The 22,952-nt window shown below is 74.8% G+C and carries 21 protein-coding genes; 7 read left to right on the forward strand and 14 right to left on the reverse strand.

The features are described from left to right. Nucleotides 1–335: SRPBCC domain-containing protein (locus ACFTWP_RS22720; protein ID WP_380266483.1), on the reverse strand; the 335-nt coding region annotated here is incomplete at its 3' end. Nucleotides 336–587: 252 nt separating this feature from the next. On the opposite strand from ACFTWP_RS22720, the gene ACFTWP_RS22725 reads away from it, so the two are divergent. From ACFTWP_RS22725 to ACFTWP_RS22740, 4 genes are all read left to right on the forward strand, one after another. Then, on the forward strand, nt 588–1,064 hold the full coding sequence (locus ACFTWP_RS22725) for a hypothetical protein (protein ID WP_380266484.1): 477 nt from the start codon (nt 588–590) through the stop codon (nt 1,062–1,064). A gap of 714 nt (nt 1,065–1,778) precedes the next feature. After that, nucleotides 1,779–2,177, forward strand: a complete 399-nt coding sequence (locus tag ACFTWP_RS22730; RefSeq protein WP_380266485.1) for a hypothetical protein — start codon at nt 1,779–1,781, stop codon at nt 2,175–2,177. A 156-nt stretch (nt 2,178–2,333) separates the two neighbouring features. After that, nucleotides 2,334–5,309 (forward strand): ATP-binding protein, encoded by a 2,976-nt coding sequence (locus tag ACFTWP_RS22735; RefSeq protein ID WP_380266486.1) that lies wholly within the window; start codon nt 2,334–2,336, stop codon nt 5,307–5,309. A gap of 189 nt (nt 5,310–5,498) precedes the next feature. Then, nucleotides 5,499–5,660 carry a hypothetical protein gene (locus ACFTWP_RS22740; RefSeq protein WP_380266487.1) on the forward strand — a complete coding sequence of 54 codons (162 nt, stop codon included), beginning with the start codon at nt 5,499–5,501 and terminating at the stop codon, nt 5,658–5,660. 13 nt (nt 5,661–5,673) lie between these two features. Here the strand turns inward: ACFTWP_RS22740 and ACFTWP_RS22745 are convergent, their stop codons facing one another. Genes ACFTWP_RS22745 through ACFTWP_RS22755 form a run of 3 tightly spaced genes read right to left on the reverse strand, consistent with a single transcriptional unit; the run spans nt 5,674 to nt 11,163 of the window. Then, on the reverse strand, nt 5,674–7,236 hold the full coding sequence (locus ACFTWP_RS22745; RefSeq protein WP_380266488.1) for a hypothetical protein: 1,563 nt from the start codon (nt 7,234–7,236) through the stop codon (nt 5,674–5,676). A 38-nt stretch (nt 7,237–7,274) separates the two neighbouring features. Then, complete coding sequence (gene fxsT, locus ACFTWP_RS22750; protein ID WP_380266489.1) at nt 7,275–10,574, reverse strand: FxSxx-COOH system tetratricopeptide repeat protein; 3,300 nt, start codon at nt 10,572–10,574, stop codon at nt 7,275–7,277. Continuing rightward, nucleotides 10,567–11,163, reverse strand: a complete 597-nt coding sequence (locus ACFTWP_RS22755) for a hypothetical protein (RefSeq protein WP_380266490.1) — start codon at nt 11,161–11,163, stop codon at nt 10,567–10,569. The genes fxsT and ACFTWP_RS22755 overlap by 8 nt, the downstream gene beginning before the upstream one ends. A 330-nt stretch (nt 11,164–11,493) precedes the next feature. Here ACFTWP_RS22755 and ACFTWP_RS22760 point away from each other — a divergent pair, with 330 nt between their 5' ends. Further along, nucleotides 11,494–11,814, forward strand: a complete 321-nt coding sequence (locus ACFTWP_RS22760) for a hypothetical protein (protein WP_380266574.1) — start codon at nt 11,494–11,496, stop codon at nt 11,812–11,814. 105 nt (nt 11,815–11,919) lie between these two features. On the opposite strand, the gene ACFTWP_RS22765 is transcribed toward ACFTWP_RS22760, so the two are convergent. Next, the gene (locus ACFTWP_RS22765; protein ID WP_380266491.1) at nt 11,920–12,507 is read right to left on the reverse strand and encodes a TetR family transcriptional regulator; all 588 of its coding nucleotides are present in this window, start codon (nt 12,505–12,507) and stop codon (nt 11,920–11,922) included. 98 nt (nt 12,508–12,605) lie between these two features. Here ACFTWP_RS22765 and ACFTWP_RS22770 point away from each other — a divergent pair, with 98 nt between their 5' ends. Then, nucleotides 12,606–13,556 (forward strand): aldo/keto reductase, encoded by a 951-nt coding sequence (locus ACFTWP_RS22770; RefSeq protein WP_380266492.1) that lies wholly within the window; start codon nt 12,606–12,608, stop codon nt 13,554–13,556. A gap of 55 nt (nt 13,557–13,611) precedes the next feature. Here the strand turns inward: ACFTWP_RS22770 and ACFTWP_RS22775 are convergent, their stop codons facing one another. Together ACFTWP_RS22775 and ACFTWP_RS22780 are read right to left on the reverse strand one after the other, a co-directional pair. Continuing rightward, entirely contained in the window at nt 13,612–14,067 is a 456-nt protein-coding gene (locus ACFTWP_RS22775) for a PGPGW domain-containing protein (RefSeq protein ID WP_380266493.1), read from the reverse strand. Nucleotides 14,068–14,190: 123 nt separating this feature from the next. Further along, nucleotides 14,191–14,850 (reverse strand): TetR/AcrR family transcriptional regulator, encoded by a 660-nt coding sequence (locus tag ACFTWP_RS22780; protein ID WP_380266494.1) that lies wholly within the window; start codon nt 14,848–14,850, stop codon nt 14,191–14,193. 112 nt (nt 14,851–14,962) lie between these two features. On the opposite strand from ACFTWP_RS22780, the gene ACFTWP_RS22785 reads away from it, so the two are divergent. Beyond that, nucleotides 14,963–16,549, forward strand: a complete 1,587-nt coding sequence (locus ACFTWP_RS22785; protein ID WP_380266496.1) for an MFS transporter — start codon at nt 14,963–14,965, stop codon at nt 16,547–16,549. A gap of 114 nt (nt 16,550–16,663) precedes the next feature. Here the strand turns inward: ACFTWP_RS22785 and ACFTWP_RS22790 are convergent, their stop codons facing one another. From ACFTWP_RS22790 to ACFTWP_RS22820, 7 genes are all read right to left on the reverse strand, one after another. Next, complete coding sequence (locus ACFTWP_RS22790; RefSeq protein ID WP_380266497.1) at nt 16,664–17,749, reverse strand: MerR family transcriptional regulator; 1,086 nt, start codon at nt 17,747–17,749, stop codon at nt 16,664–16,666. A 10-nt stretch (nt 17,750–17,759) separates the two neighbouring features. Beyond that, nucleotides 17,760–18,383, reverse strand: coding sequence for a DUF4383 domain-containing protein (locus tag ACFTWP_RS22795; RefSeq protein WP_380266498.1), 624 nt, complete (start codon nt 18,381–18,383; stop codon nt 17,760–17,762). 174 nt (nt 18,384–18,557) lie between these two features. Next, a complete protein-coding gene (gap, locus tag ACFTWP_RS22800) occupies nt 18,558–19,556 on the reverse strand; it encodes a type I glyceraldehyde-3-phosphate dehydrogenase (RefSeq protein WP_380266499.1) in 999 nt (332 codons plus the stop codon). Nucleotides 19,557–19,709: 153 nt separating this feature from the next. Further along, nucleotides 19,710–20,666 (reverse strand): GlxA family transcriptional regulator, encoded by a 957-nt coding sequence (locus ACFTWP_RS22805; protein WP_380266500.1) that lies wholly within the window; start codon nt 20,664–20,666, stop codon nt 19,710–19,712. Nucleotides 20,667–20,772: 106 nt separating this feature from the next. Beyond that, on the reverse strand, nt 20,773–21,360 hold the full coding sequence (locus tag ACFTWP_RS22810; RefSeq protein ID WP_380266501.1) for a GNAT family N-acetyltransferase: 588 nt from the start codon (nt 21,358–21,360) through the stop codon (nt 20,773–20,775). 260 nt (nt 21,361–21,620) lie between these two features. Further along, nucleotides 21,621–21,959 carry a hypothetical protein gene (locus tag ACFTWP_RS22815; RefSeq protein WP_380266502.1) on the reverse strand — a complete coding sequence of 113 codons (339 nt, stop codon included), beginning with the start codon at nt 21,957–21,959 and terminating at the stop codon, nt 21,621–21,623. Between the two features lie 175 nt (nt 21,960–22,134). After that, nucleotides 22,135–22,827: a sigma-70 family RNA polymerase sigma factor gene (locus ACFTWP_RS22820; RefSeq protein ID WP_380266503.1), complete on the reverse strand. Its 693-nt coding sequence runs from the start codon at nt 22,825–22,827 to the stop codon at nt 22,135–22,137. Nucleotides 22,828–22,952: the final 125 nt, after the last annotated feature.

Genomic DNA, 22,952 nt, shown 5'->3' on the forward strand with positions numbered 1-22,952 from the left:
GCGAAACCACTCTCCACCACGGTCAGACGGGTCTTGTCACCCTCCGCCGACAACGTGAACTCCACCAGGGTGCTGTTGCCCTCCGTCAGCTCCTGCCCCGGCGAGGCGGGCGCCCAGCGGTACGCCACGTACAGCGGCGGCTCCACCTTCACCACGCTCACCGGGAACTCACCGTGCTCCGGGTTCCTCGCCACCGTCGACTCACCCTCGACCGCGGTGGTACCCCGCACGCTCTCCGGATCGGCCACCCAGAAGCCGGGCGCGGAGACCAACGACCAGACACGCTCAATCGACGCGTCAATCAGAGTGTCACGCTCGATCATGTCTTCGCTCACGAGGAAACTCCTTCAGGTGCCACCATTGAGTGCAACTTGATTATTGCACGTCAGCCGAAAGTCGTGCAACCGAGCCGTTGCACGAAGGACGGGCGCCGGAGCGCCGAAGTCGATCGTGCCCGCCCTCACCGAGCGGAAACGCCTGTCGCCGTCGGCGGCGCCTGCCGTAGCCTTGCGCGGTTCACCGGTTCCATCGGGGGGTTGCGAGTGAGTGCCGTACTGCGTGGTATCCATCGTTGCGACGAGGCCCCCGTGGTCGTCGTCGAAGGGTTCGAGCCGGCCGTGGACGCCGCCGGTCCCCGACCGGCGGTGACGGTGACCCTGTGCGAGAGCCACCGCGGAGCGGCCGACGGGTGGTTGGACGGATTCCGCCCGGTGGTACGACCGGACGCAGGCACCGGGCAGCGGTGCGGATGGGTACACGACTTCCGTGCGCCGGAGGTCGTCCTGCGGGCCCATGTCGACTCCTGGCTCGGCCGGTTGAGCGGCCTGGACCTCGCCGACGACGGCGACTGGGCGGCCTACCTCTCCGCGGCCCACGAACGGCTCTGCCGGCTGCACGGTCTCGAGCCGGGTCACATCGAGGGCAACTGCGCCGTGACCTGGATCGGTCTGGCCGCCTCCGAACGGGACGGCGGGGGTTTGGGAGCCGCCCTGGCCTTCCTCGCCGACGCCGAGATGCTGGCCGCCGCGGGCAGGGTGAGCGACGGGCCGGACTGCTGCTGCTGAGCGGCACCCCACCCGGCCCCCGACTGTTCCGGGCCCCACCGGACGAGCATCCCTACCGGCCCTCCGGGTCGGGCCCCCACCCGACGACTGCGACCGGCCCGACGGCGACCGGGGCAGCCGGGCCGGACCACGACTCAGTTGGCCCACGGCCCCCACCACTTGGGGGGCAACGGGTCGGCCGGAGCCCCGGTCGGCTGGTCGGGATGGAGCCCGAACCGTCGCAGGACGTCCGCGCGGACACGGACGACGATCGTCCCGTGCCGGCGCCCGTCCGGATCCACCCCGCACATGTGGTCGAACCGGACGTCGTGCTCGCCGAAGGGGTACCAGTCGATCCCCCGGTCACGCAGTCAAACCGAGATCAGCCGGCCGGGCTGCGGGCAGCCGGCGACGTTCTCGAACCAGAAGAGGGTCACCCAGTCGGAAGTCCGTTCGTCCATGGCCACCATCATGCCCCACCACGACGAGCCGCCGTCAGGGCGCCCGGGCCGACCCTTACGGCGTGCGGGATGGGTAGTCCCCCGCATTGTTCCCCCCACCGTTTCCGAGGTCCGCTTGACCACCGGCCCGGAGCACCACGCGGGCCGGGGCCGCCATCGGGGCGCCGGTGGCATCGCGCCCGGTGCGACGGGCCCCTCACACGGAGCTCACGCCCGGCTCCACGAGCGGCTCCCCCGCACGGGGCTCCACCACGAGCAAGGCCAGGTGAACGGCATGGACGACGCCCCCGCACCGGTGAGATCGGTCCGACGACCCGCGATGTACCTGCGGTGCCACCCCTACGACACCCGCGGGGCCGAGTACGTGCGCACCGCCATGGAGCTGCTGGCCGTCCGACTGGGGCTGCCCTTCCCGGACGTGTACGCCGACCACGGCCGGTCCGCCAGGGGCCCGCTGCCCGCCCTGGAGGACCTGCTGACGGCGGCCGAGCAGGGGTGGGTCGACGTCGTCCTCGTCCCCGGGCCGTTCGTGTTCTCGCTCGACGACCGGGCCGCCGCGGCGACCGTCGCCCGGCTGGCACGGGCGGGCTGCGAGGTGGTCGAGACCCCGGGCCGCGTCGTGCGGCCGGTGGACCGGGATCTCGGTGGCGTCCCGTCCGGCCTGCGCGGGTGACGCCCGGACCGGCCGGGTGGGACGGAGCGGCACCGTCCGACCCGTCCGCTCGGGCAGGGCCGTCGGACCCGTCCGCCCGCGGCGGGGGCATCATGGGGGCATGCCCGCCCAGACCGGATACGCCGCCCGCCACCACCGCCCCCGGGCACCGCGGCGATGAGCCGGCCCCAGTCGCCGACCGCCCACGGCGGCGCGCACCGGCCGCCGACGGCCCGCGGCGCCGGATTCGCGCTCGTGGGCCGGGAGCGCGACCTCGCCCGCGCACGTGACGCGCTGTGCCGCCCGCCGGCCGTGCTCCTCGTCGAGGGCGAGGCCGGAATCGGCAAGTCCCGCCTGGTGGCCGAGGCCGTCGCGACCCACGCCGCGGCGGGGCGCACCGTGCTCCGCGGCCTCTGCCACCCGCTGCGCGAACCGCTGCCGTTCGGCCCGGTGATCGACGCGCTGCGGGACGCCGCCGACCTGCTGCCCCCGCCCGGAGAGCTCCCGCCCAGCGCCGGAGCACTGCGCCGGGTACTGCCCGACCTCGCACCGCACCTGCCTCCCGCGCCGGCCGACGGCCCGGGCCCGCTCTCCGGGCGCCACCTGCTGGTCCAGGGCCTGCGCGCGCTGCTCGGCGCGCTCGACGACGCGATCCTGGTGATCGAGGACCTGCACTGGGCCGACGACGCGACCCGTGACCTGCTGCTCCAGCTGGCCCGCGACATGCCGCCGCGGCTCACCCTGGCGGTCACCTACCGCGCCGAGGACATGCCGCCCGACGCCCCGGCGTTCGGTGCGGCCTACCGGCACCCGCCCGAGGTGGCCGGTGCGCTGATCCGGCTGGGCCCGCTGACCGCGCCGGACGTCCACGAGCTGGCCCGCGCCGCGCTGGGCCCGCGCGCCACCCCGGAACTCGCCCGGGTGCTGTTCGACCGCAGCCAGGGACTGCCCCTGACCGCCGAGGAGGACCTGCTCGCCATCGCCGAACGCCCCCCGACCGAGGCCCGGACCGGCAGCCGTCCGGGCGGCGGCGAGCAGGGCGCCGACCTGGCCGCCGAGCTGGCCCGGAGCGAGGTGCCGCAGGGGCTGCGGGACGCCGTCACGGAACGGCTCGCCCGCCTCGGCGGGGACGGCGCCGCCGTCGCCGCGGCAGCCGCCGTCCTCGCCGTCCCCGCGGACGAGGACCTGCTGACCGCCGTCGCCGGCCTGGACGCCACCGCCGGTGCGATCGGCCTGACGGAGGCCCTGCACGCGGCCGTCCTGCACGAGAGCGGGCCCGACCGCTACGCCTTCCGCCACGTGCTGGCCCAGCAGGTCGCCTACCGGCGCGTACCCGGTCCGCAGCGCCGGATCCTGCACCGCCGGGCGGTCGAGGCCCTCGACGCGCACCTGCCGCGGCCGCTGGTCCAGATCGCCCACCACACGCTGGCCACGGGCGACCGCCGGGCCTGGCAGGACCTCGCCCAGGCCGCCGCCGACCAGGCCGTGGCCCTCGGGGACCCGGGCAGCGCCCGGACGATGCTGAGCGGCCTCCTGGACGAACCGGGCCTGGACCCGCAGCGGCGCGGTCGGGCCGCGCTGGCGCTGGCCCGGATCGCGGCCGACGACGTCGACCCGGCGGCCAGCATCCAGGCCCTGAGCGGCATGATCGCCGACCCCCGGCTGCCGGTCGCCGACCGCGGCGAGATCCGCCTCGCGCTCGGCTTCCTCACCGCCGTCCACAGCGGCAACCGGGCCGGGTTCGACCGGATCCGCGAAGCCCTGGACGAGCTGGCGGAGCGCCCCTCCCGGGCGGCCCGGGCCATGGTGGCGATCGCCATGGACGAACGCGACGGCGCCGGCCGCCAGGCCGCGGCCTGGCTGTCGCGGGCGGACACCCTGCTGGCGGGCAGTCCGGACGAGGACGTGGCCGCCGCGGTACGGGCCACCTCCCTCACCTTCCTGGCCCGGGAGGGCGACCCCGCGGTGTGGGACCGCCTCGACGAACTGCCCCGGTCCTCCGAGCGGCCCGAGGTCGTGCGACAGACCACCCGGGCGCTGTACAACACCGGTGAGATCGCCATCGAACTCGGCTGCGACCGCCGGGCCTCGCACCTGCTGGCGGAGAGCCGGCGACTGGCCCGACAGGCGGCCATCCCCTACCTGGAGTGCTACAGCCGCCTCGCACTGATCCGGCTGGACATGCTGGCCGGCCGCTGGCAGGGGCTGGAGGAGCGCTTCGACAGCCTGGGCGCGGAGTTCGACGACCTGGCGATGGCCGGGGCCGAACGCTCCCTGCTGCTCGGACGCCTGGCCGCCGCCCGCGGCCGGCTGGCCCTGGCCCGCGAGGAGTTCGAGATCGCCGGCCGGTACGGCCAACGGGAGTCCCAGGTGACCGCCGCCCTGCGCGCGGCGGCCGGACTCGCCGGCCTGCAGCTGCTGGAGGGCGACGCCGTCGCGGCGGCCGCCACGGTCACCCCCGCCCTCACCACCGCGCGCCAGGCCGGTGCCTGGGCCCGTACCGCCGAACTGCTGCCGGTCGCCGTCGAGGCCCTGATCGCCACCGGCGGCCACGCCCTCGCGGCCACCGTCGCCGAGGAGGCCGCGGACGCCCTCACCGGCCGGGACGCGCCCGCCGTCGCAGCGGCCCTCGACCTCGCCCGGGGCCTGCTGCTGACCGCGGCCGGGGAGCCCGGCGCCGACCAGGCGTTCACCCGCGCCCGGGAGGGGTGGCAGGACATCGGCCGGCCGTACGAGGCAGCCCGCGCCGACGAGCGGATCGCCGCGACCCTCGCCCCGCACGACCGCGCCCGGGCCACCGAGCGGATCGCCGCGGCGGAGCGGGTCTACCTCGCCGTGACGGCGACCTCCGACCTCGCCCGCTGCCAGAAGCTCCGCCGCGACCTGGACCTCGGCAACACCGGCTCGCCGGGGCGCCGGGGCTACGGCAAGCGCCTGTCACCGCGCGAGCGGCAGGTCGCGGAGCTCCTCGCCCAGGGCGCCGGCAACCAGGACATCGCCCAGGCCCTGTTCCTCTCCCCCCGAACCGTGGAGCACCACGTCGCGAACGTGCTCCACAAGCTGGGCACGAGCCGCGCCGGGACGGCCCGGGCACTCGCCGGGGCCGACGCGCAGGACGCCGGGGACGGAACGGCGGACCGGACGCCGCCCTGAGCCCCGACGGCTCGGCCCGGCGGCGGACGCCCCGGGGGGCGAATCCTCCCGGCTGCGGGCCCGTCCCCCAGTGTTCGCCCAGGTCGATGGGTAGTCGCCCGCATTGATCCGGCCGGTCCGGAGCGGTTCCCTGGAGTCGGCGGCGGGAACGGCCGCCGCTCCCCCGACTCCCAGGAAGGCTCCGACGACATGAGTGCACGTCACCACGCGCTGAACCCGGCCGCCGCGCCGCCGTGCGACCCGGAGCAGACCCGTGCCACGGTGTGGATCTCCCCCTCCCCCCGCAAGGCCGCCCACCACCCGCCGGCCCTGGTGCGGCTGGCCAGGCTGAGCCGCCCCGGCCCGGCCTGACCGCCCGCCGCCCTCAGGCCCGGACGGAGAGGCCGTCGGCGCCGCCGGTCGGCCCGGCCGGCTGGTCGAGCGCCGCCAGCAGGCGGTCCAGCACGGACGACGGCAGGGCCGGATTGGCGGCCGCCCGGTGGGCGAGCTCCTCGTCCTCCAGGAGCTCGACGAGCCGCTGCGACGACAGGTGCGGGTGCCGGGCCGCGTCGGCCCGGACGTCCGGATCGAGGTCCGCGGAGAGCCGGTCCACCGTGGCCGGCGGGGTCCGCGGGCTCAGGAGTGCGAGCCGTCGGACCATGGGGTCCGCGGCCTCGGCGTAGCCGGCCAGCCCTCCGGTGGGGAAGTTCGGACGGGTCGTCAGTGACCACCGCTCGCGGCCGGTGTACTCCAGGAAGCCGCGCAGCAGCAGTGCGGCCGGGGCCTGCGGATGGTTCTGGGCGAGCAGGACCCGCACGCCCGGGTCCGGGTCGCACGACAGGCGCGCCACGAGGTCCGGTGGCAGGCCGGGGTCGACGGCGGCCCGACGGCGCAGCAGCGGGTGACCGCTGAGGGCGTGCCGGCGGGACCGCGCCGGGTCGTGGATCCAGGCGGGGAGTTCGGAGCGGCCGAAGGTCTCGTCCGAACCGACCCGGTAGTCGATCGCGGCGCGCTCCTCCTCCGTGAGCGCCGGGTGCACCGAGATCCGGGTGCGGACCGCCGGGTCCGGGTCGGTGGCGAGGGCCTGGCGCTGTGCCACCGTCAGTTCGGGTCGGCCGGCGGCCGTCTCGCGCACCCGGGGGTCCGGATCGCGGACGAGCAGGGCCAGGACGTCGAGCGGGAGGCTCGGGTTGCCGGCGATCATCGACAGGTCCTCGCGCCCCACCGGGGCGGCCAGCACCTGCTCGACCACGCGGCGGGAGAGCGCACCGTGCATCAGCAGGTGGGTCCGGGCGTGGCAGGGCCGGTCCGGGAGCTCGCGCTCGACGTAGGCGGGATCGAGGTGCCGGCCGACGCCCCGGGCGCGCTCGCGCACCTCCACGTCCGGGTCGGCGAGCAGGGCCGACCGCTCCTCCTCGGTCAGTTCCCCCCACCAGGTGCAGGCGTAGGCACGGACCTTCGGCTCGGGGTGCGACGGGAACGTCCACCGCGCCGACCTCGGGACCTGCCGGTAGATCGTGCCGAGGTACTCGGGGTCGTGGGTCGTCAGCATCCGGACCACCGTGTGCTCCGGGAGCTCGCTGCGCCCGTGCGCCCAGCCCGGTCCCTCGCCGAGCCAGGCCCGGACCAGCCAGTGCGGGTCGTCCACCAGCCGCGCGCGCCGGGCGGGGTCGACGTGCGGGTTGGCGGCGAAGAAGCTCCGGGTCCGGTGATCGGGGTGGGCGACCACCGCGTCCACCACCTCCTCCGGCAGGTCCCGGTCCCGGCAGAGGGTCATCCGTACGGCGGCCGAGTCGCAGGCGAGCAGCCTGAGCAGCACGTCGGTACCGGTGGCGGGGTTGAGCGCCACCCCGGCGAGCCGACGGGCCGGAAGGTCGGCCGCCGCCCAGATCTGCTCGGCCGTCCGTGGGTGATGGGCCATGGTCCGCAGCTCCCCTTGATCGGGCAAAGCGCCGATTCTAGCCCCGGGCGCTCCTCTCCGGCCGGTCAGAACGGCAGTGTGAGGTCGAGATCGAGGGTGACGGTGCGCCCGTTCCGGAGGGTGGTGACGATCGGGTGTTCCGGGCCGAGGACCTGTTCGAGGCCTGACATCGCCTGCCCTGACGGCTCGGCGGAGTCCTCCGGATCAGGGGCGACCTGCAGGTCGGTCGCATGGTTGGCCTGAGAGACCAGCGTGAGGGGGTGCAGTGCGCCGAGCCGCTCGGCGAAGGCCGCACGGGTGTCGGCCCCCACTCGGACGGCGCGCTCCGGGTGGCCCGCTGCCGCGTGGGCCCGTGCGAGGTTCAGCTGGGCGGTGAGGGTGTGCGCGTGGGTGCGGCCGAAGGTCCTGGCCGCCTCGTCCGCCACCGCCAGTGCGTGGCCCACTGCGTCGCTTCCGGAGGCTTCCCCTTCCGCCCCCGGGCCGCCGGCCGGTATGAGGGCGAGGGCGAGGGCGGAGCGGGCTGCGAGGGCGGCCAGCGGGCGCCCGGGCGTTCGGACGGCCTGTGCGTACAGGTGTGCGGCCATGGCGATCGCGGTGTCGGGGCGGCCCGTCAGGCGGTGGTCGACGGCGAGCGCGAGCGCGGCGTCCGAGGTCAACGGGTGGTCGGTGCCGAGCAGGTCCCGGCACCGGACGTGGATCTCCCGATCGAGTTCGAGCGCGTCCCGATACCGGCCCAGGCCTCGAAGGTCGCCGCCCAGGGCCAGAGCGGCGGCCAGGGTGTCCGAGTCATCCTCCCCGAACCGCGCCCGCTGCTCCTCCCGTGCCTCCGCATCCACCGCGAGGGCGTCCGCGTACCGTCCCTCCTGTCGGAGGGCCGCCCCCAGCAGGCACCGGAGCCGGGTGTGGTGGCGGCGGAGCCCGACATCCTCGGTCGCTTGGGCCAGCCAGGTCGGCGCGAGGCGCTCGATCATCAGACGCCCGTGGGGCGGGGTCCCGGTGAGGAGGAGGTAGCGCACCCGGTCCAGCACCAGGTCGTACCCCTGTGGATCGCCGCAGTCGTGCATGCCGGAGGCGCCGAGGTGCGGCCAGATCGGGCTGACGAGCGGCCAGGTGGCCGGATCGGTGACGGGGCCGTGTTGCGCACGGGCGTCGAGCAGGAGCCGGCGGGCAGCGTCGGCGGTCCGCTGCGCCGTCCCGGCGTCCATCTCCCGACGCACGGCGTCGACCACCAGACGGTGCACCTGGAGGTGCCTGCCGCCCTCGTCGAGGGCCACCAGCCCGTACCGCGCCAGGCCTCGGGACAGTCTGCTGAGCCCGAAGGTGCTGCGCAGATCGGGGTCGTACGGGGCGAGGAGCGCCAGCACGCCGTCGGTGTAGAGGAGTTCGGCGGCGATCGGTTCCGGCCCGAGGAACGCACAGAGCTCAAGGAGCCGGACGGCGGCGGGATCGGCGGCCCGCATGCGTTCGATGGATACGTTCCAGGTGACTCCCAGCGGGAACGGGCGGTCCGCCGGGGACGGGGTCGCGAGGGTCTGCAGACCGGTCTCCCGCAACTGATCGAGGTAGCCCTCCACCGGTACTGCGGCCGTCTCCAGCCAGGAGGCGGCCGTGCTCACCGCCGCTGGGAGGTCGCCGACCGCATCGGCGACCGCGCCGGCTTCGCTCGCCGACAGCTGCGGGGCCCGGCGGCGGAGGAGGCTCACGCTCTCGGCGCGCCGGAAGACGTCGACCGGGATGACGGCGGCCTCCTCGGCCCAGACGGCCCTCCGGCTGGTGACGATGATGTGTCCGTCCCCGATCGGGAAGTGCTCGGCGGCCTCCAGGCCGGTCGCGTTGTCGAAGATCAGCAGCCATCGGAGGGACGGCGCCCTTCGGCTCAGCACCGCCCAGGCGTCCCGCGCGGTCCGGAGAAGATCGTCGCCGGGTGGGAGTCCGAGCTCGGCGGCGATCTCGACGAGACCCGCGAGGGCGAGCTCGGTCTGCTCGGCGCTGATCCACCAGACAAGGTCGTACTGGGAGGCGTAACGGTGGGCGTATTCCAGGGCCAGCTGGGTCTTGCCGATCCCCCCGAGGCCGAGGAGGACCACCGGGCGGCGTCCAAGGCTCTTGCGCAGAGCCTCCAACACGTCCTCCCGGCCGGTGAACTGTGTGTTCCGTGGTGGGAGGTGGACGGAGGCGGGAGCCGATCCGGGAAAGCGCAGCCCGCTCGCCGGCGGCGGCGTGCCCGGTCCGGCTGAGCGCCCGCCGAAGGCACCGAGGAGGGCGGCTACCGCCTGGTCCTCCGACAGTCCGGCAAGGGCGACCCCGGTGTGCGGGTCATCGGGGACATCATCGGCACCCCTACCGGGACCGGGGTCGGCGACCGAGCCGGCGCCGTCGAGGAGGATCGGGACGGCCTGCGTGGCCGGCCAGCGCGTGGGTGGCAGCAGGCGCCCCTGCTCGAAACCGCGGAAGCCGGCCGACAGCAGCAGGACGGGCAGCTGTGCCTCCTGGACGTCGGGCAGGCCGAGCGCGGTGACGTCCGCCATGACGACCCGGAGGCCCGCGCCGGTCAGTACCTCGGCGATCCACTCGGCCCAGAGCCGGTCCTGCGGAACATGAACGAGGGCGATCCCCGGCGCCATCGCGGGGTTGCGGGCCACCACGAGAGCGGCGCCGCTGGCGGTGACGAGACGGGTCGGCGTCTGACCTGCCACCGTTTCACGGACCCGCTGCTGGACGAACGCGAACAGGTCGTCGGCGCTGACCCGGCCGTCCCCGTCGAGATCCGCGGCACCGGTGCGCAGACCCTCGACCACGGCGGCGGTGAAGACCGACGGTTCGGCCTCCCGGCGACTCACCCAGTCGCCCTCGTGGCTGTACTGCAGTGCGGTCGAGGAGGTGATGATGTACTGGGCCTGCCCCTGGAAGTCGGCCTCGATGTCGACGAGTTGCAGCTCACCGCGGGTTCGCAGTCCCTTGGTCACGGCGCCGCTGTAGCAGCAGTCCAGCAGCGTGACGATGCGGCGGCTGCGGGCGCTCTCCATCTGGTCGGTGACGAACTCGGCGCTGACGGAGGTGGCCTCCAGGACGTCGGCGCGGGTGTCCGAGGCGACGAAGTGCAGGCGGTTCCGCCGGTCCTTGCGTCCGTGACAGGAGAGGTGCAGGAGCAGTAGGTCGTGCGGACCGGCGGCGGCGAAGAACCGCTGGATGGCGATGCGGCAGTCGAGCGCGGTCGCGTCGCGGAGGATCTCCACCTCGTAGCCGCCGATCTCGGGGGCTGAGAGGACCTCGTAGAGCGCGGAGGCGTCAGCGGTGGCACCGGGCAGGCCGGTGAAGCCTTCCTGATAGTGCTCGTTGGCGATCACCAGGGCGCGTCTAGCCATCGAGAGCCTCACCGGTAGGTGTGTCGGCTGCGCCTGCGGGCGACGCGTCGACCGGCGCGGAGGGTTCCGCCGGCGAGGCGGGCGCGCGGGTCTCCTGGGCCACGGGAGTGGTCGGGCCGTGGTCAGGCTCGGGGACGGGCGAGGGCACGGAGGCAGGCTCCGACGTTGTGGCGGGCACGGGCCCGGACCCTCGTAGCACCGGCTCCGGCGAGGCCGGTGAGTTCACAGCGGCGATGAAGGCGTCGATGGCCTTGTGCTGGTCGGCACGCGACACCGAGGTCATCCGCAGCCTGTGCCCACCCGCGGTCAACTCGATCTCGCCCGAGTTCCGGCGGGAGAGCCAGTCGCCGAGGACTGAGATCAGCGCCCGTACGCCGGCGGCGCCACCGAGCAGCCCCACGGCCAGCGAGGCGTAGGCCGTGAGATCTCCGGTGCGGGTCCCGGCCGGCGCCGGACCGGCTCCGGCCGGCGCTACATCGAGAGGCAGGCCGGCCAACTCCTCCAGGAGGAACTCCATGTCCCGCTCCGTGCTCTCGGGACCGTCGTCGTCCCGGAACGTCAGCGACATCTCCAGCCACGGCACACTCACGCAGGCCCCCTCCGTCTCCACGGCCTCCCAGCATCACATGCCCCGGCGCCGCGCAGAAGGCCCCCGCCGGTGGACGGGGAGCTTCGAGCCGGCCAACAAGTCCCCCGCCCGCAGGCGGAGGCTTTCGATGCCAGACCCGGCGACACCCGACGTCGACCCGCTCGCCCGCGACTCCGGCCGTCACCACGCCAGCCCCACGGGGCAATTCCCGCCGCCTCGCATGGCGGTATCGGTGCCGGTGCCGATATCGCGTTGTGGAGCGAGGGGCGCCGCCGTAGGGTCGCCGGCATGTCCCTACGTCTTCGTATGCGTCAAGCCCTGCCGGAGGCGATGCGCGCCCGTGACAAGGTCGCGGTGAGTGCGCTGCGCGCGACGCTCGCCGCGCTGGACAACGCCGAGGCGGTACCGGTGGACGCGGCCGCGCTCCGCGGCGTGGCCCTCGAGCGGTCGCCGGTCGGTGCCGGTGCCACCGAGGCGGCGCGGCGGGAGCTGAGCGAGCGCGGTGTGGTGGACATCGTCCGGGCCGAGGTCGCCGAACGGCTGGAGGTCGCCGTGCAGTTGACTGCGCCCGCGCATGCCGACCGGGCCGCGCGGCTCCGTGCGGAGGCCGCCGTACTGCTTCGGTTCCTCGATGGTCCCGACACCGCATAGGACGCCGCGTCACCGAGGTCGACCGCGAGCGTCGCGGGCCGCACTTCGCGCTCCCGGACCGTCGGGACGGCCCGGTGCCCTCCGTCCGGCGGATCCTGTGGTCCGTCAGACCGTGGTGGCGGGGAACAGGCGTTGTACCGCTGCCACGATGGCGGCCCGCCGCGCTGCCAGGAACGACGCGCGGGCCTCCTCGTCCGCGGGCAGCAGGTCGGCCTGGCCGACCCAGGACATGGCGAGCTGGTTGACGAACACCAGGACGTCGGCGGGATCCCAGGCCGGGTCCAGCCGGCCGGCCCGCTGTGCGTCGCGCAGTTGCCCGGTCTTGTGGCGGACGGTGGCCTGCAGGGGGTCGTCGGGGGCGGTCGACCCGGCCAATTCGAGGCGGCCCCAGTTCATCAGGCGGAGCCGTTCGGGGTGGGCGGTGAAGTAATCGTGGACGCGGCCGGCGTAGCCGGGCAGGTCGGTGGGGTCCAGCCGGGTGGCGTCGGCGACCGCTGCCAGCTCGCCGGCGGCGACGGTCGCGTACAGCTCCTCCTTGCTGCGGAAGTAGGCGTAGAGGCGTTCCTTGCTGGTCCGCGCGGCCTTGGCGATGCGCTCGATCCGGGCCCCCGCGATCCCGTGCCGCGCGAATTCGGCGGTGGCCGCCGCGATGACGCGCTCGCGCGTGGAGTCCGTTCCGGTCGAGATGGTCATGGGCCCAATCTACCGGGCCGAACCGTTTGGTTTGCCTCCCTCCACGAGCCGGGCGTACGGTAAAACCGAACTGTTTGGTTTGACCAAGGGAGCATCCCGTGCAGACAAGGACACTGGGCAGCCAGGGGCTGACCGCTTCGGCGATCGGCTACGGCGCGATGGGTACCGCGATCGGCTACGGGCCCTCGGACGACACCGAGTCGATCACCGCGATCCGCCGCGCGCACGAACTCGGCGTGACGCACTTCGACACCGCCGAGATGTACGGCTGGGGCGAGGGCGAGAAGCTGCTCGGCCGCGCTCTCGCGCCGATCCGCGACGAGGTGACCGTCGCCACCAAGTTCGGCTTCACGCCCGGCTACGGGCAGGACTCGCGCCCCGAGCACATTCGCGAGGTGGTCGAGGCCAGCCTGCGCAACCTCGACATCGAGACGATCGACGTGCTCTACCAGCACATGCCCGACCCGAACGTACCCGTCGAGGACGTGGTCGGCGTCATGAAGGAGTTCGTGGACGCGGGCAAGGTGAAGTACCTGGGCCTGTCCAACACCGGCGAGGACACCGTCCGCCGGGCCCACGCGGTGCACCCGATCTCGGTGCTGCAGCACGAGTACTCGATCTTCACCCACGAGGTCGAGCCGCTCTTCCCCGTCCTGGAGGAGCTCGGCATCGGGTTCGTCGCCTACTCGCCGATCGCCCGCGGGTTCCTCGGCGGCGCCGTCAAGTCCCGCGACCACTACGACGCGAGCGACTTCCGACACCGCATCGCGTGGTGGGAGCCGGAGAACTTCGAGACGAACGTGGCCATCGCGGACGAGCTGGCCGGGCTCGCCAGGAGCAGGGGCGTCACCCTCTCCCAACTGGCCCTCGCCTGGCTGCTGGCCCGGAAGGACTACATCGTCCCCATCCCGGGCTCCCGCAACGCCGGCCGCGTCGCGGAGAACATCGCCGCCGCCGACCTCACGCTCACCGCCGCCGACCTCGCCCGCATCGCCGAGATCGCCCCCGACGGCGGCCTCGGCGGACGCCTGGCCGGACGCCTGAGCTGACGGCGCCCGCACCCACCGCGGCTGCCCTTGCCGCCCGGCACGGGCAGACGCGGCGTCATCCGCCGGAAGGAGCCTCCCCGCGAGCGCCGTGCACCCTCCGGTAGCTCCAGACGAGGAGGGCGAGCAGGACGACACCGGAGAGGATCAGGCTGGATCCGGTGCTCCAGCCGGAGTACGGCAGCCGGGGCAGCAGCCCCCACGCCACGCCGGCGCCGATCAGGCCGAGGCCGGCCAGGGTCGAGCCGGCGATCCGCCACGGGGAGGCGACACTGGCCTCGGCGCCCTGCATCGCCCGGGCGCGCACCGGCTCGACGTACCGGGCCAGGGCCGGTACCGCGCGGGAGAGCAGGATCAGGCCGGCGAGGACCAGCAGCAGTCCGGGGCCGGGCAGCACCAGCAGGAGCACGCCGACCAGGACCAGGACGGCCCCCGAGACGGCGAGCACCACCCGCGTCACCGGGTGATCCGTCTTCGCCGGTGCTTCGACTCCCGGTTGCCGCTGTTCGCCCATCCGCCCACCATAGTGCGGGCCGTGGGCCGGCGGCACCGTGGGTCGGCGGTGGCGTTCCGGCCCGCCTCGTGCCGCGGGCCGGCGGCGGTGGAGCAGCACCGGCCCGGGGGAAGGGGGCCGTCCTCACAGGCCGCGACTGATCACCGCGAGGACGGTCCTGGCGGCGAGCCGGACCTCCGCGTCGGGGAGGTCGCGCAGCGGCCCGTCCACGAGCAGGCTGGAGAGGCCGTGCACCGCGGACCAGGCGGCGTACTCCGCGCCGGGGCGCCGGTCCGCGGGGATCGCGCCGACGTCGACGAGTTCGTCGAGGCGGGCGGCCAGCAGTGCGTACGGGTCCGCCCCGGGGTCGGTGACGTGCGGGTCGGTGACCTGCCGATCGGTGACGTGCGGATCGGTGACGTGCGGGTCGACCCGCTTCGGGGTGCCCGGCGCAGCGCCGGCGAAGGCGGTACGGAACCAGCCGGGTTCGGTGCGGGCGAAGTCGAGGTAGGCGAGGCCGATCGCCTCCAGCCTGGCCCAGGCGCGTGGGACGGGGTCGTCCGGGCCGACGGCGGCGGTGCGGCTGATCATCAGCTGCCCGAGCCGCTCCATGCAGCTGGACGCGACGGCCGCCAACAGGTCTCCGTGACTGGTGAAGTGGCGGTAGGCGGCATTGTGCGAGACCTCCGCCCTTCGGCTGACGGCTCGTAGGACGACGGCGGACGGCCCGCCGTCCCGCGCCAGGGCCACACCCGCTTCCACCAGGGCAGCCCGGAGATTGCCGTGATGATAGGTCCGGTTCATCCAGCTTCCTCCGCAAATGTCCGAGATGTTGACATTGTCCACTTTGCGGAGAAGGATGTCGATAAACCGATGTTGTCAGCGACAACATTCGCCCGTCCGGCCGGAGGCACTCATGCCCCACCACTCCGCACACCGGCGCCCGCTCGTCCTCGCGTCCGTCTGCCTCGCCGCGTTCGCGATCAACCTCGACACGACGATCGTCAACGTCGCCCTGCCCGACCTGAGCCGCGAGCTCGGCGCGACCACCCGCGACCTGCAGTGGATCGTCGACGGCTACAACCTGGCCTTCGCCGCGCTGGTGCTCACCGCCGGCTCCCTCGGCGACCGCTTCGGGCGCCGGCCCGCACTGCTCCTGGGCCTGGCCGGCTTCGCGGCGACCAGCGTGCTCGGCGCCGTCGCCGGCTCACCGGCGGCCCTGATCGTCGTCCGCTTCGCCATGGGGGCCTGCGCGGCCACCATCTTCCCCACCACCCTGTCGGTCATCACCAACACGTTCCCGGACCGCCGGGAGCGGGCGAAGGCGGTCGGCCTGTGGGGCGCGGTCACCGGTCTCGGCGTCGCCGTCGGCCCGGTGGTCGGCGGCCTGCTGCTGACCCGCTTCGGCTGGCCGTCCGTCTTCCTCGCCCTGGTGCCCGTCGCGCTCGTCGCCCTGGCCGCGACCTGGGTGTGGGTGCCCGAGTCGAGCAGCCCGGCACAGGCCCGCCTGGACCCGCCCGGCCTGATCGCCTCGACGGCCGCCATCGGCATCCTCGTCTACACGATCATCGAGGCGCCCGCGCGTGGCTGGAGCGCCCCCGCGACCACCGCCGGCTTCGCCGCCGCCGCCGCGCTCACCGTCGCCTTCGTCCTCGTCGAGCGGCGGCGCAGGCATCCGATGATCGACCTCACGCTGTTCCGGACACCCGCGTTCTCGGCGGCGAGCGGGTCGGTCACCGTGGCGTTCTTCGCCCTCTTCGGGTTCATCTTCCTCGTCACGCAGTACTTCCAGTTCATCCGCGGCTACGGGACGCTCTCCACCGGCGTGCGGATCCTGCCGGTCGCGCTCACCATCGCGCTCGGGTCCCTCGGCGGCGTCGCGCTGGTCGCCCGGATCGGCACCCGCACGGTGGTCACCTGCGGGCTCCTCCTGCTCGGCGCCTCGTTCGGCTGGATCGCCGTCTCACCGACGTACGTGTCGTACACCGTCGTCGTCGGGCAGATGGTGCTGCTCGGACTCGGCCTCGGACTCACCACCGCGCCGGCCACCGAATCCATCCTCAGCGTGCTGCCCCCGGCCAAGGCCGGCGTCGGCTCGGCGGTCAACGACGCCACCCGCGAGGCCGGCGGCACCCTCGGCGTCGCCGTCCTCGGCAGCGTCTTCACCTCCCTCTACGCCGCCCACCTGGCCGGCACGTCCTTCGCCGCCCTGCCCGCACACGTCTCCGACCAGGCCCGGAACTCGGTCGGCGCGGCGCTCGGCACCGCGGCCGCCACCCCCGGCCCCGCCGGGCAGGACCTGCTCACCGCCGTACAGGCGTCCTTCCTGCACGGCTTCCACGTCGCCTGCCTGGTCGCCGCCGCGGTCTGCCTCCTGGGTGCCTTCGGCGCCCTCGCGCTGCCGGGCCGCACCGGGCAGGCCGCGCCGCCGCCGCAGTCCCCACCACGCGCACGGCCCACCACCACCGTCGCGGCCACCGCCCGCACCCGGCCGACGGCCTGACCGGATCGACGCCGCCCCGCCGGCGGCCCGCCCACCCGACACGGTCCGGGTGGGCCCCCGGCGGCGCGGGCCGGAGCAGCGCCGGGCCCGCGGCGGCCGGCGCCGCCTGGGCGGTCAGCCGACGAGCAGCCGCTCCAGCAGGTCGACGGCCCCCGGCAGATCACGGGGCCGCAGCGCGCCCTGGAGGGTTCTGGCACCGGACCAGCCGGGGCCGGCGGTGAGCAGCAGCGGGTGGGCGCGCGATCCACGACCGCCCCAGACGGTCTGCGCCGCGCGCCGGGCCAGCGCCCGGTCGGCGGTGGGCCGGGCCTGGGACCAGAGCATGACCGCCGCCGGGCCGGTGCGGCGGACCGCCTCCAGCAGTGCCTCCGGGGGGACGGCCGGACCGAACATCCGGAAGGGGAGGCCGCGTTCGGCGAGGCCCGCGGCAACGGCCTCCAGCGGCAGGGTGTGCAGTTCCGCCGGCATGCCGGCGAGCAGGACGGGCGGCCCGACCCGGAGCGGGCCCGGGCGGTCGGCGACCCGCCGCAGCGCACTGGAGACGTGCCAGGACAGCAGGTGCTCCACCTCGACGTACCGCTCGCCCTCGGCCGCCCACTTGCGGCCGGCTGCGCGCAGCGCCGGCATCATCACCTCGGTCCAGGCCGCGACCGGCCCCAGGTCGTCGACCACCGCACGCAGGATCCGGGCCACCTCGGGGGTGTCGAGCCGTACGGCGGCCCGGGCGAGCCCCCGGCACTCGGGCCGGACCGCGCCGACCGGCAGGGTGTTGCCACCACCCGGCGTCTTCGGGCCGGGCACGGTTCCCGACGGCTCGGGGGCCCCGACCGTCCCGGACGGCGGCTCGGGGCTCCGCGCCGGTGCCGAGGGCGGCGGCGTCGGCCGTGACGAGTCCTCCACCGCCGGGGCGGTGCCGGTCGGCGCTTGGGCGGCCGAAGCGCCGGCCAGGGCGGACCGGGCCGCCTCGCCGGGCGGAATGCCCCTGGCCGTCAGCCGGCACATGGTCTCCAGGACGGCGATGTCCTGCGGGCTCCAGCGGCGGTGGTGTCCGGCCTCCCGGTGGGCCGGTCCGATGCCGTAGCGGCGTTCCCAGGAGCGGACGGTGGTCGGCGACACGCCGAGCCTGCGGGCTACCCCGCCGGTGCTGACGCTCGCCTCCGCGGGCGGCTGCGCGGCGGCTGGTTCGGCGGCTCGATTCACGGTCGGGAGCCTACGGCGTCCGGGGTGCGGGGCGTCGTGCGGCACGCTCGGCGAGCCGGGGCCCGGTCGAGGCCGTGAGGCTACCACCGGCTTGGAGGATCCCGGCCGGCGCGGTCCCGACCTGCACGGTCCCGGCCCGCGAGCTCTCGGCCTGCGAGCTCTCGGCCCGCGCGGTCTCGGGGTGGCGGTGGCGCCAGTACGGGTTGTCGTGCGGCAGCTTGGCGCTGACCCTGCCGTACATGCCGAAGGTCGCGATGAGCAGGCCCATCCCGAAGCTGAAGACCACGTTCGGGATCCGGAAGCTGAGGACGTTCGCCCCGCTGTCCAGCAGGGCCAGGTTCACGAATCCGCTGAGCACGAACAGCGTGCCCACCACGATGTTCACGGTGGAGGCGACGTTGCCGCCGATCACCGCGCCGGCGATCAGCACGCAGGCGGTCACGATGGAGATCAGGCTGAGCAGACCGTTGCTGGACAGCCCGGCGATCCGCTCGCCGGTGGTGCTGAAGAACGCGAGGCCGTCGGCGAGACCGAGGCAGCCGAACACCAGCAGGGCGGCGCCGCACAGTCCGGCGCCGACGCGGTAGACCTGCGCCAGCCGGTGGTCCACGGGGAGTTCGTCGCGGAAGTCCATGAGCGCGCTCCGTTGCGATCGACGGGGTCGGGAGGGCGGGTGCCCTCGGGACCACCGTCGGCCTCGACCCGTCGTCGGCCCACTCGCAGCGTTCCCGCAGCGCTTCGAGCCCGACGACGGGTGCGGAGGCGGTCACGGCCGGGGGGCCGCGTCGGGCTCCGGGCCGCGGGGAGGTCAGCCGGCGGCGAGGAGTTCGAGCGTGTCGATCACCCGGTTCGAGAAGCCCCACTCGTTGTCGTACCAGGCGACCACCTTGACGTGGCGGCCCTCGACCCGCGTGAGGGCCGAGTCGAAGATGGACGAGGCCGGGTTGCCGGTGATGTCGGACGACACCAGCGGGTCCTCCGAGTACTCCAGCACGCCGGCGAGCGGGCCCTCGGCCGCGGCGCGGTAGGCCGCCAGCACCTCCTCGCGCGTCACCTCGCGGGCGACGGTCGTGTTGAGCTCGACGATCGAGCCGACCGGGACCGGCACCCGGATCGAGTCGCCCGACAGCTTGCCGTCGAGGTTCGGCAGGACGAGGCCGATCGCCTTGGCGGCGCCCGTCGTGGTCGGCACGATGTTGACGGCGGCGGCGCGGGCGCGGCGGGCATCGCGGTGCGGGCCGTCCTGGAGGTTCTGCTCCTGCGTGTAGGCGTGCACGGTGGTCATGAAGCCGTGCTCGATGCCGGCGAGGTCGTCGAGCACCGCGGCCAGCGGCGCGAGCGCGTTGGTGGTGCACGAGGCGTTGGAGACGATCGTGTGCAGGTCCGGGTCGTACGCCGCGGTGTTGACGCCGAACGCGAGGGTGACGTCGGCGCCGTCCGCCGGCGCGCTGACCAGCACCCGCTTCGCACCCGCGTCGAGGTGGGCCCGGGCGGCCTTGGCGGAGGTGAAGCGGCCGGTCGCCTCCAGGACGATGTCGACGCCGAGCTCGGCCCACGGCAGCTGCGCCGGCTCGCGCTCGGCGAGCACGGTGATGCGGCGGCCGTCGACCACGAGGGTGTTCCCCTCGACGGTCACCGGGCGCCCGAGCCGGCCCGCCGTCGTGTCGTAGGCGAGCAGCCGCGCGAGGGTGGCGGGCTCGGTGAGGTCGTTGACGGCGACGACCTGGAGGTCGCTGTCGCGTTCGAGCAGTGCGCGGAGCACGTTGCGTCCGATGCGGCCGAATCCGTTGATGGCGATGCGAGTCATGGGTGGTGTCCTTTCGGGTTGCCACCAGGCTCTCGCGCGGCGTCCGGCGCGGACAGCGGCGTGATCGCCAGGGTCCGAAAGGATCGCGCCACGACGTCTGACGCCATGAAGGGCCACGCCGTGCGGGCTCACGCGAGGGCGGCGGGTGCCGGGCTACTCGCCCTGGGCGAAGGTGCGCCGGTACTCACTCGGGGTGGTGTCGAGGATGCGTTGGAAGTGCAGCCGAAGATTCGCACCGGTACCGAGGCCGACGTCGGCGGCGATCTGCTCGATGCCCCGTTCGGAACGCTCCAGCAGCTCACGGGCCATGTCGACGCGGGCCCGCATGACCCACTGCATCGGGGTGTACCCGGTGTCCTCGACGAAGCGCCGCGAGAGCGTGCGCGGCGACACCGCGGCGTGCCGGGCCAGCAGGTCGAGGGTGAGCGGCTCGCCGAGCCGGTGCAGCGCCCACTCCCGGGTGGCGGCGAACCGCTCGCCGAGCGCCTCGGGCACGCTGCGCGGCACGTACTGCGCCTGCCCACCACTGCGGTAGGGGGCCGCGACCAGGCGTCGCGCCGCGTGGTTGGACGCGGCCACCCCGAGGTCGCCGCGCAGGATGTGCAGGCACAGGTCGATGCCCGAGGCGGCGCCGGCCGACGTCAGCACGCTGCCCTCGTCGACGAACAGCACGTTCTCGTCGACCCGGACGAGCGGACGCTTCGCCGCGAGCGCCCTGGTGTAGTGCCAGTGCGTGGTGGCGCGCTTGCCGTCGAGCAGGCCGGTGGCGACGAGCGCGAAGGCGCCGGTCGAGATCGCGGCCAGCCGCGCGCCCCGCTCGTGGGCGGCGATCAGCGCGTCGAGCACGGCCCGCGGCGGATCGTCCCGGTCCGGGTGCCGGTAGCCCGGGACGAAGACGATGTCGGCCCACCCGAGTGCCTCCAGGCCGTGGGCGACCGAGTACGACAGGCCGTCGCCGCCGGTGACCAGGCCCGGCGACGCGCCGCACACCCGCACCTCGTACGGCATGCTCGCCCGGGTCGTGAACACCTGCGCGGGGATCCCGACGTCCAGCGGCTTCGCGCCTTCGAGCACGAGGACGGCGACGCGGTTCAGACGTGGAGCTGGCACGGGGACGAGGATACGCACGCCTTCGCCGCGCCCGGGCACCACATCGGTCACGGCCGCGCGATCGTGCCGTCCACCGCCGTCCTCCGGTCCGAGCCCGTGCCCGGCCTCAGCGCTCCGGACCGGGCGCGGCCGGCACGATCGCGCGACCGCGGGCGAGCCGGTGGAGCACGTGCGGGCGCAGCGCATGGCCGGCCGGGAGCCGTGGATGGTCGAAGTCCTCGCGCGGGTCGTGCGTCATGCCCAGGCGCTCCATCACCGCCCGGGAGTGGCGGTTGGCCGTGCAGGTGAAGGAGACCACCTCCGGCAGGCCCAGCACGTCGAACCCGAAGCGGACGGCCGCCGCGGCGCCTTCGGTGGCGTAGCCGTTCCCCCACGCCGGTCTGGCCAGCCGCCAGCCGACCTCCACCGCCGGTGTGAACGGGGCGTCGAAGGTCGTCCGCGCCAGCCCGGTGAAGCCTAGGAAGGCACCGGTGGCGAGCGACTCGACCGCCCACAGGCCCCAGCCCTCGCTCTCCAGGGCCGCGGAGATCCGGTCGGCCATGGCATCGCTGGCCGCGCGGTCCAGGGGGCCCGGCAGGTACTCCATGACCTCGGGGTCGGCGTTCAGCCGGGCGAACGGCTCCCGGTCGCAGGGTCGCCAAGGGCGGAGGACCAGGCGGGGGGTACGCAGCTCGACGGGTGCGGGCAGGGTCAACGGAACCTCCTGGACGGGGCGTCGTCCGTCCGGGCGTCTCGACGGTGCCGTCGCCCCTCGGCCTTGGTTCCCGGAGGCGACCCGTCCCATGTCCGGATCCGGCCGAAACCCCGTGCCGACCCTCGCCGCTCCCCCGCTCGGGCCGGCCGTCGTCGGGACGGTCCGAGCGGCCGAGCGGCCCGCCCGCGCCGACCCGCCGTCGCACGCCACGGTGGCCCGGTCCGGATCCTCCGGGCCGGGCCACCGTGGCGGACGGGGGGTCAGGAACCGGTGGTGGTACCGTCGCCGCCGGCCGCGAAGGCCCAGCCGTTGTTCGCCGCACCGGCGTCGCCGCCGACGGCCAGACCGAGCGACGGGTCGCCGCCGGTGCTGAAGGCGTCGCCGCCCACCGCGCAGGCGAAGCCGTTGGCCGCCAGCGCGTCGCCGCCCACGGCACACGCGTTGTCGGCGCCGTCGGCGTCGCCGCCGACCGTGTAGGCCCCGCGCGGCGGCACACCGTGGTCGTGGGCGTTGTACGCACCGGCCGTCGTCGCGCCGGCGAGCAGTGCGACGCCGGACAGCAGCGTGACAGCGCCGATCTTGGCGAGGGTGGAACGCATGAAATCCTCCAGTGTCTGGGAGCAGAGCCAGGAGCATGATCCGTCGACGAACCATGCCCCGCCCGCACCGACCCGCCGAAGCCACCCACTCGGTCGAGCGCCCGCCGCGTCCGGCACGAGCCCCCCGTCGACCGCCGAGCGCCCCCGGGCGACCGACGCACGGCCCGGACCCCGCTCAGCGGTCGGACGGACCACCGGCGGAGGCCGTGCCCCGGGCTTCGAGGATCGGGCGCAGGGCGCGGACGGCGTAGAAGCTGCGGGACTTGACGGTGCCGACCGGTACCCCGAGGACGGCGGCGGCCTCGGCCATCGAGCGGCCCCTCATGTGGAGCTCGACCAGGACGTCCCGGTGGTGCGGCTGCAGTTCGGCCAGCGCCACCGCCATGTCCTGGGCGGCCAGCAGTTCGTCGTACGGGTCGTGCACGCCGGCGTGCTCCTCGGGGTTCTCGTCGGCGACCTCCTGGGCGCGGGCGGACTGCATCCGGAAGTGGTCGATGGCGATCCGGCGGGCCACCGTGAAGAGCCAGGGGCGGCTGTACTCGGGGCCGCGCCGGATCGCCGCCGGGTTCTGCCACGCTCGCAGCAGGGTCTCCTGGACGATGTCCTCGGCCTTGCCGCGGTCCCCGCTGGTGACGCGGAGCATCGCGCGCAGCAGGTAGCCGCCGTGCAGGCGGTACAGCTCGGCCAGGGTGTGCTGGTCCAGCGTGGGCCGGTCCAGCGTCTGCTGGTCCAGCGTGGGCCGGTCCTGGGCGCCGGCGGTGTCCGAGGCGCCCTGCGGCCCTGCGGTGCCCTCGGTGCCCGCCCCGGCGGCGGCCGGAACGGCGGCCGGGTGGGTGTCCTCGGCGTGAGCGGTAGCGTCGATGGCCACGGCGGTTGAGCCCCTCGCAACAGTTGGTCGGTACCTGGGGCGAGCCGCTCCGGCCGCCCCTCCCCGTCTGCTGCCCACCGTCCCGGGCGGCGCCAACACCGGGCCAAGTCGCGGCCAACGCACCT

Source organism: Kitasatospora sp. NPDC057015 (assembly GCF_042673745.1).
Classification (GTDB): domain Bacteria; phylum Actinomycetota; class Actinomycetes; order Streptomycetales; family Streptomycetaceae; genus Kitasatospora.

What these genes read in the sequence shown, in the direction of transcription:
- ACFTWP_RS22730 (WP_380266485.1), top strand. Translation starts at nt 1,779, where the DNA reads ATGGACGACGCCCCCGCACCGGTGAGATCGGTCCGACGACCCGCGATG.
- ACFTWP_RS22735 (WP_380266486.1), top strand. Translation starts at nt 2,334, where the DNA reads ATGAGCCGGCCCCAGTCGCCGACCGCCCACGGCGGCGCGCACCGGCCG.
- ACFTWP_RS22740 (WP_380266487.1), top strand. Translation starts at nt 5,499, where the DNA reads ATGAGTGCACGTCACCACGCGCTGAACCCGGCCGCCGCGCCGCCGTGC.
- fxsT (WP_380266489.1), bottom strand. Translation starts at nt 10,574, where the DNA reads ATGGCTAGACGCGCCCTGGTGATCGCCAACGAGCACTATCAGGAAGGC.
- ACFTWP_RS22760 (WP_380266574.1), top strand. Translation starts at nt 11,494, where the DNA reads ATGCGCGCCCGTGACAAGGTCGCGGTGAGTGCGCTGCGCGCGACGCTC.
- ACFTWP_RS22765 (WP_380266491.1), bottom strand. Translation starts at nt 12,507, where the DNA reads ATGACCATCTCGACCGGAACGGACTCCACGCGCGAGCGCGTCATCGCG.
- ACFTWP_RS22775 (WP_380266493.1), bottom strand. Translation starts at nt 14,067, where the DNA reads ATGGGCGAACAGCGGCAACCGGGAGTCGAAGCACCGGCGAAGACGGAT.
- ACFTWP_RS22780 (WP_380266494.1), bottom strand. Translation starts at nt 14,850, where the DNA reads ATGAACCGGACCTATCATCACGGCAATCTCCGGGCTGCCCTGGTGGAA.
- ACFTWP_RS22785 (WP_380266496.1), top strand. Translation starts at nt 14,963, where the DNA reads ATGCCCCACCACTCCGCACACCGGCGCCCGCTCGTCCTCGCGTCCGTC.
- ACFTWP_RS22795 (WP_380266498.1), bottom strand. Translation starts at nt 18,383, where the DNA reads ATGGACTTCCGCGACGAACTCCCCGTGGACCACCGGCTGGCGCAGGTC.
- gap (WP_380266499.1), bottom strand. Translation starts at nt 19,556, where the DNA reads ATGACTCGCATCGCCATCAACGGATTCGGCCGCATCGGACGCAACGTG.
- ACFTWP_RS22815 (WP_380266502.1), bottom strand. Translation starts at nt 21,959, where the DNA reads ATGCGTTCCACCCTCGCCAAGATCGGCGCTGTCACGCTGCTGTCCGGC.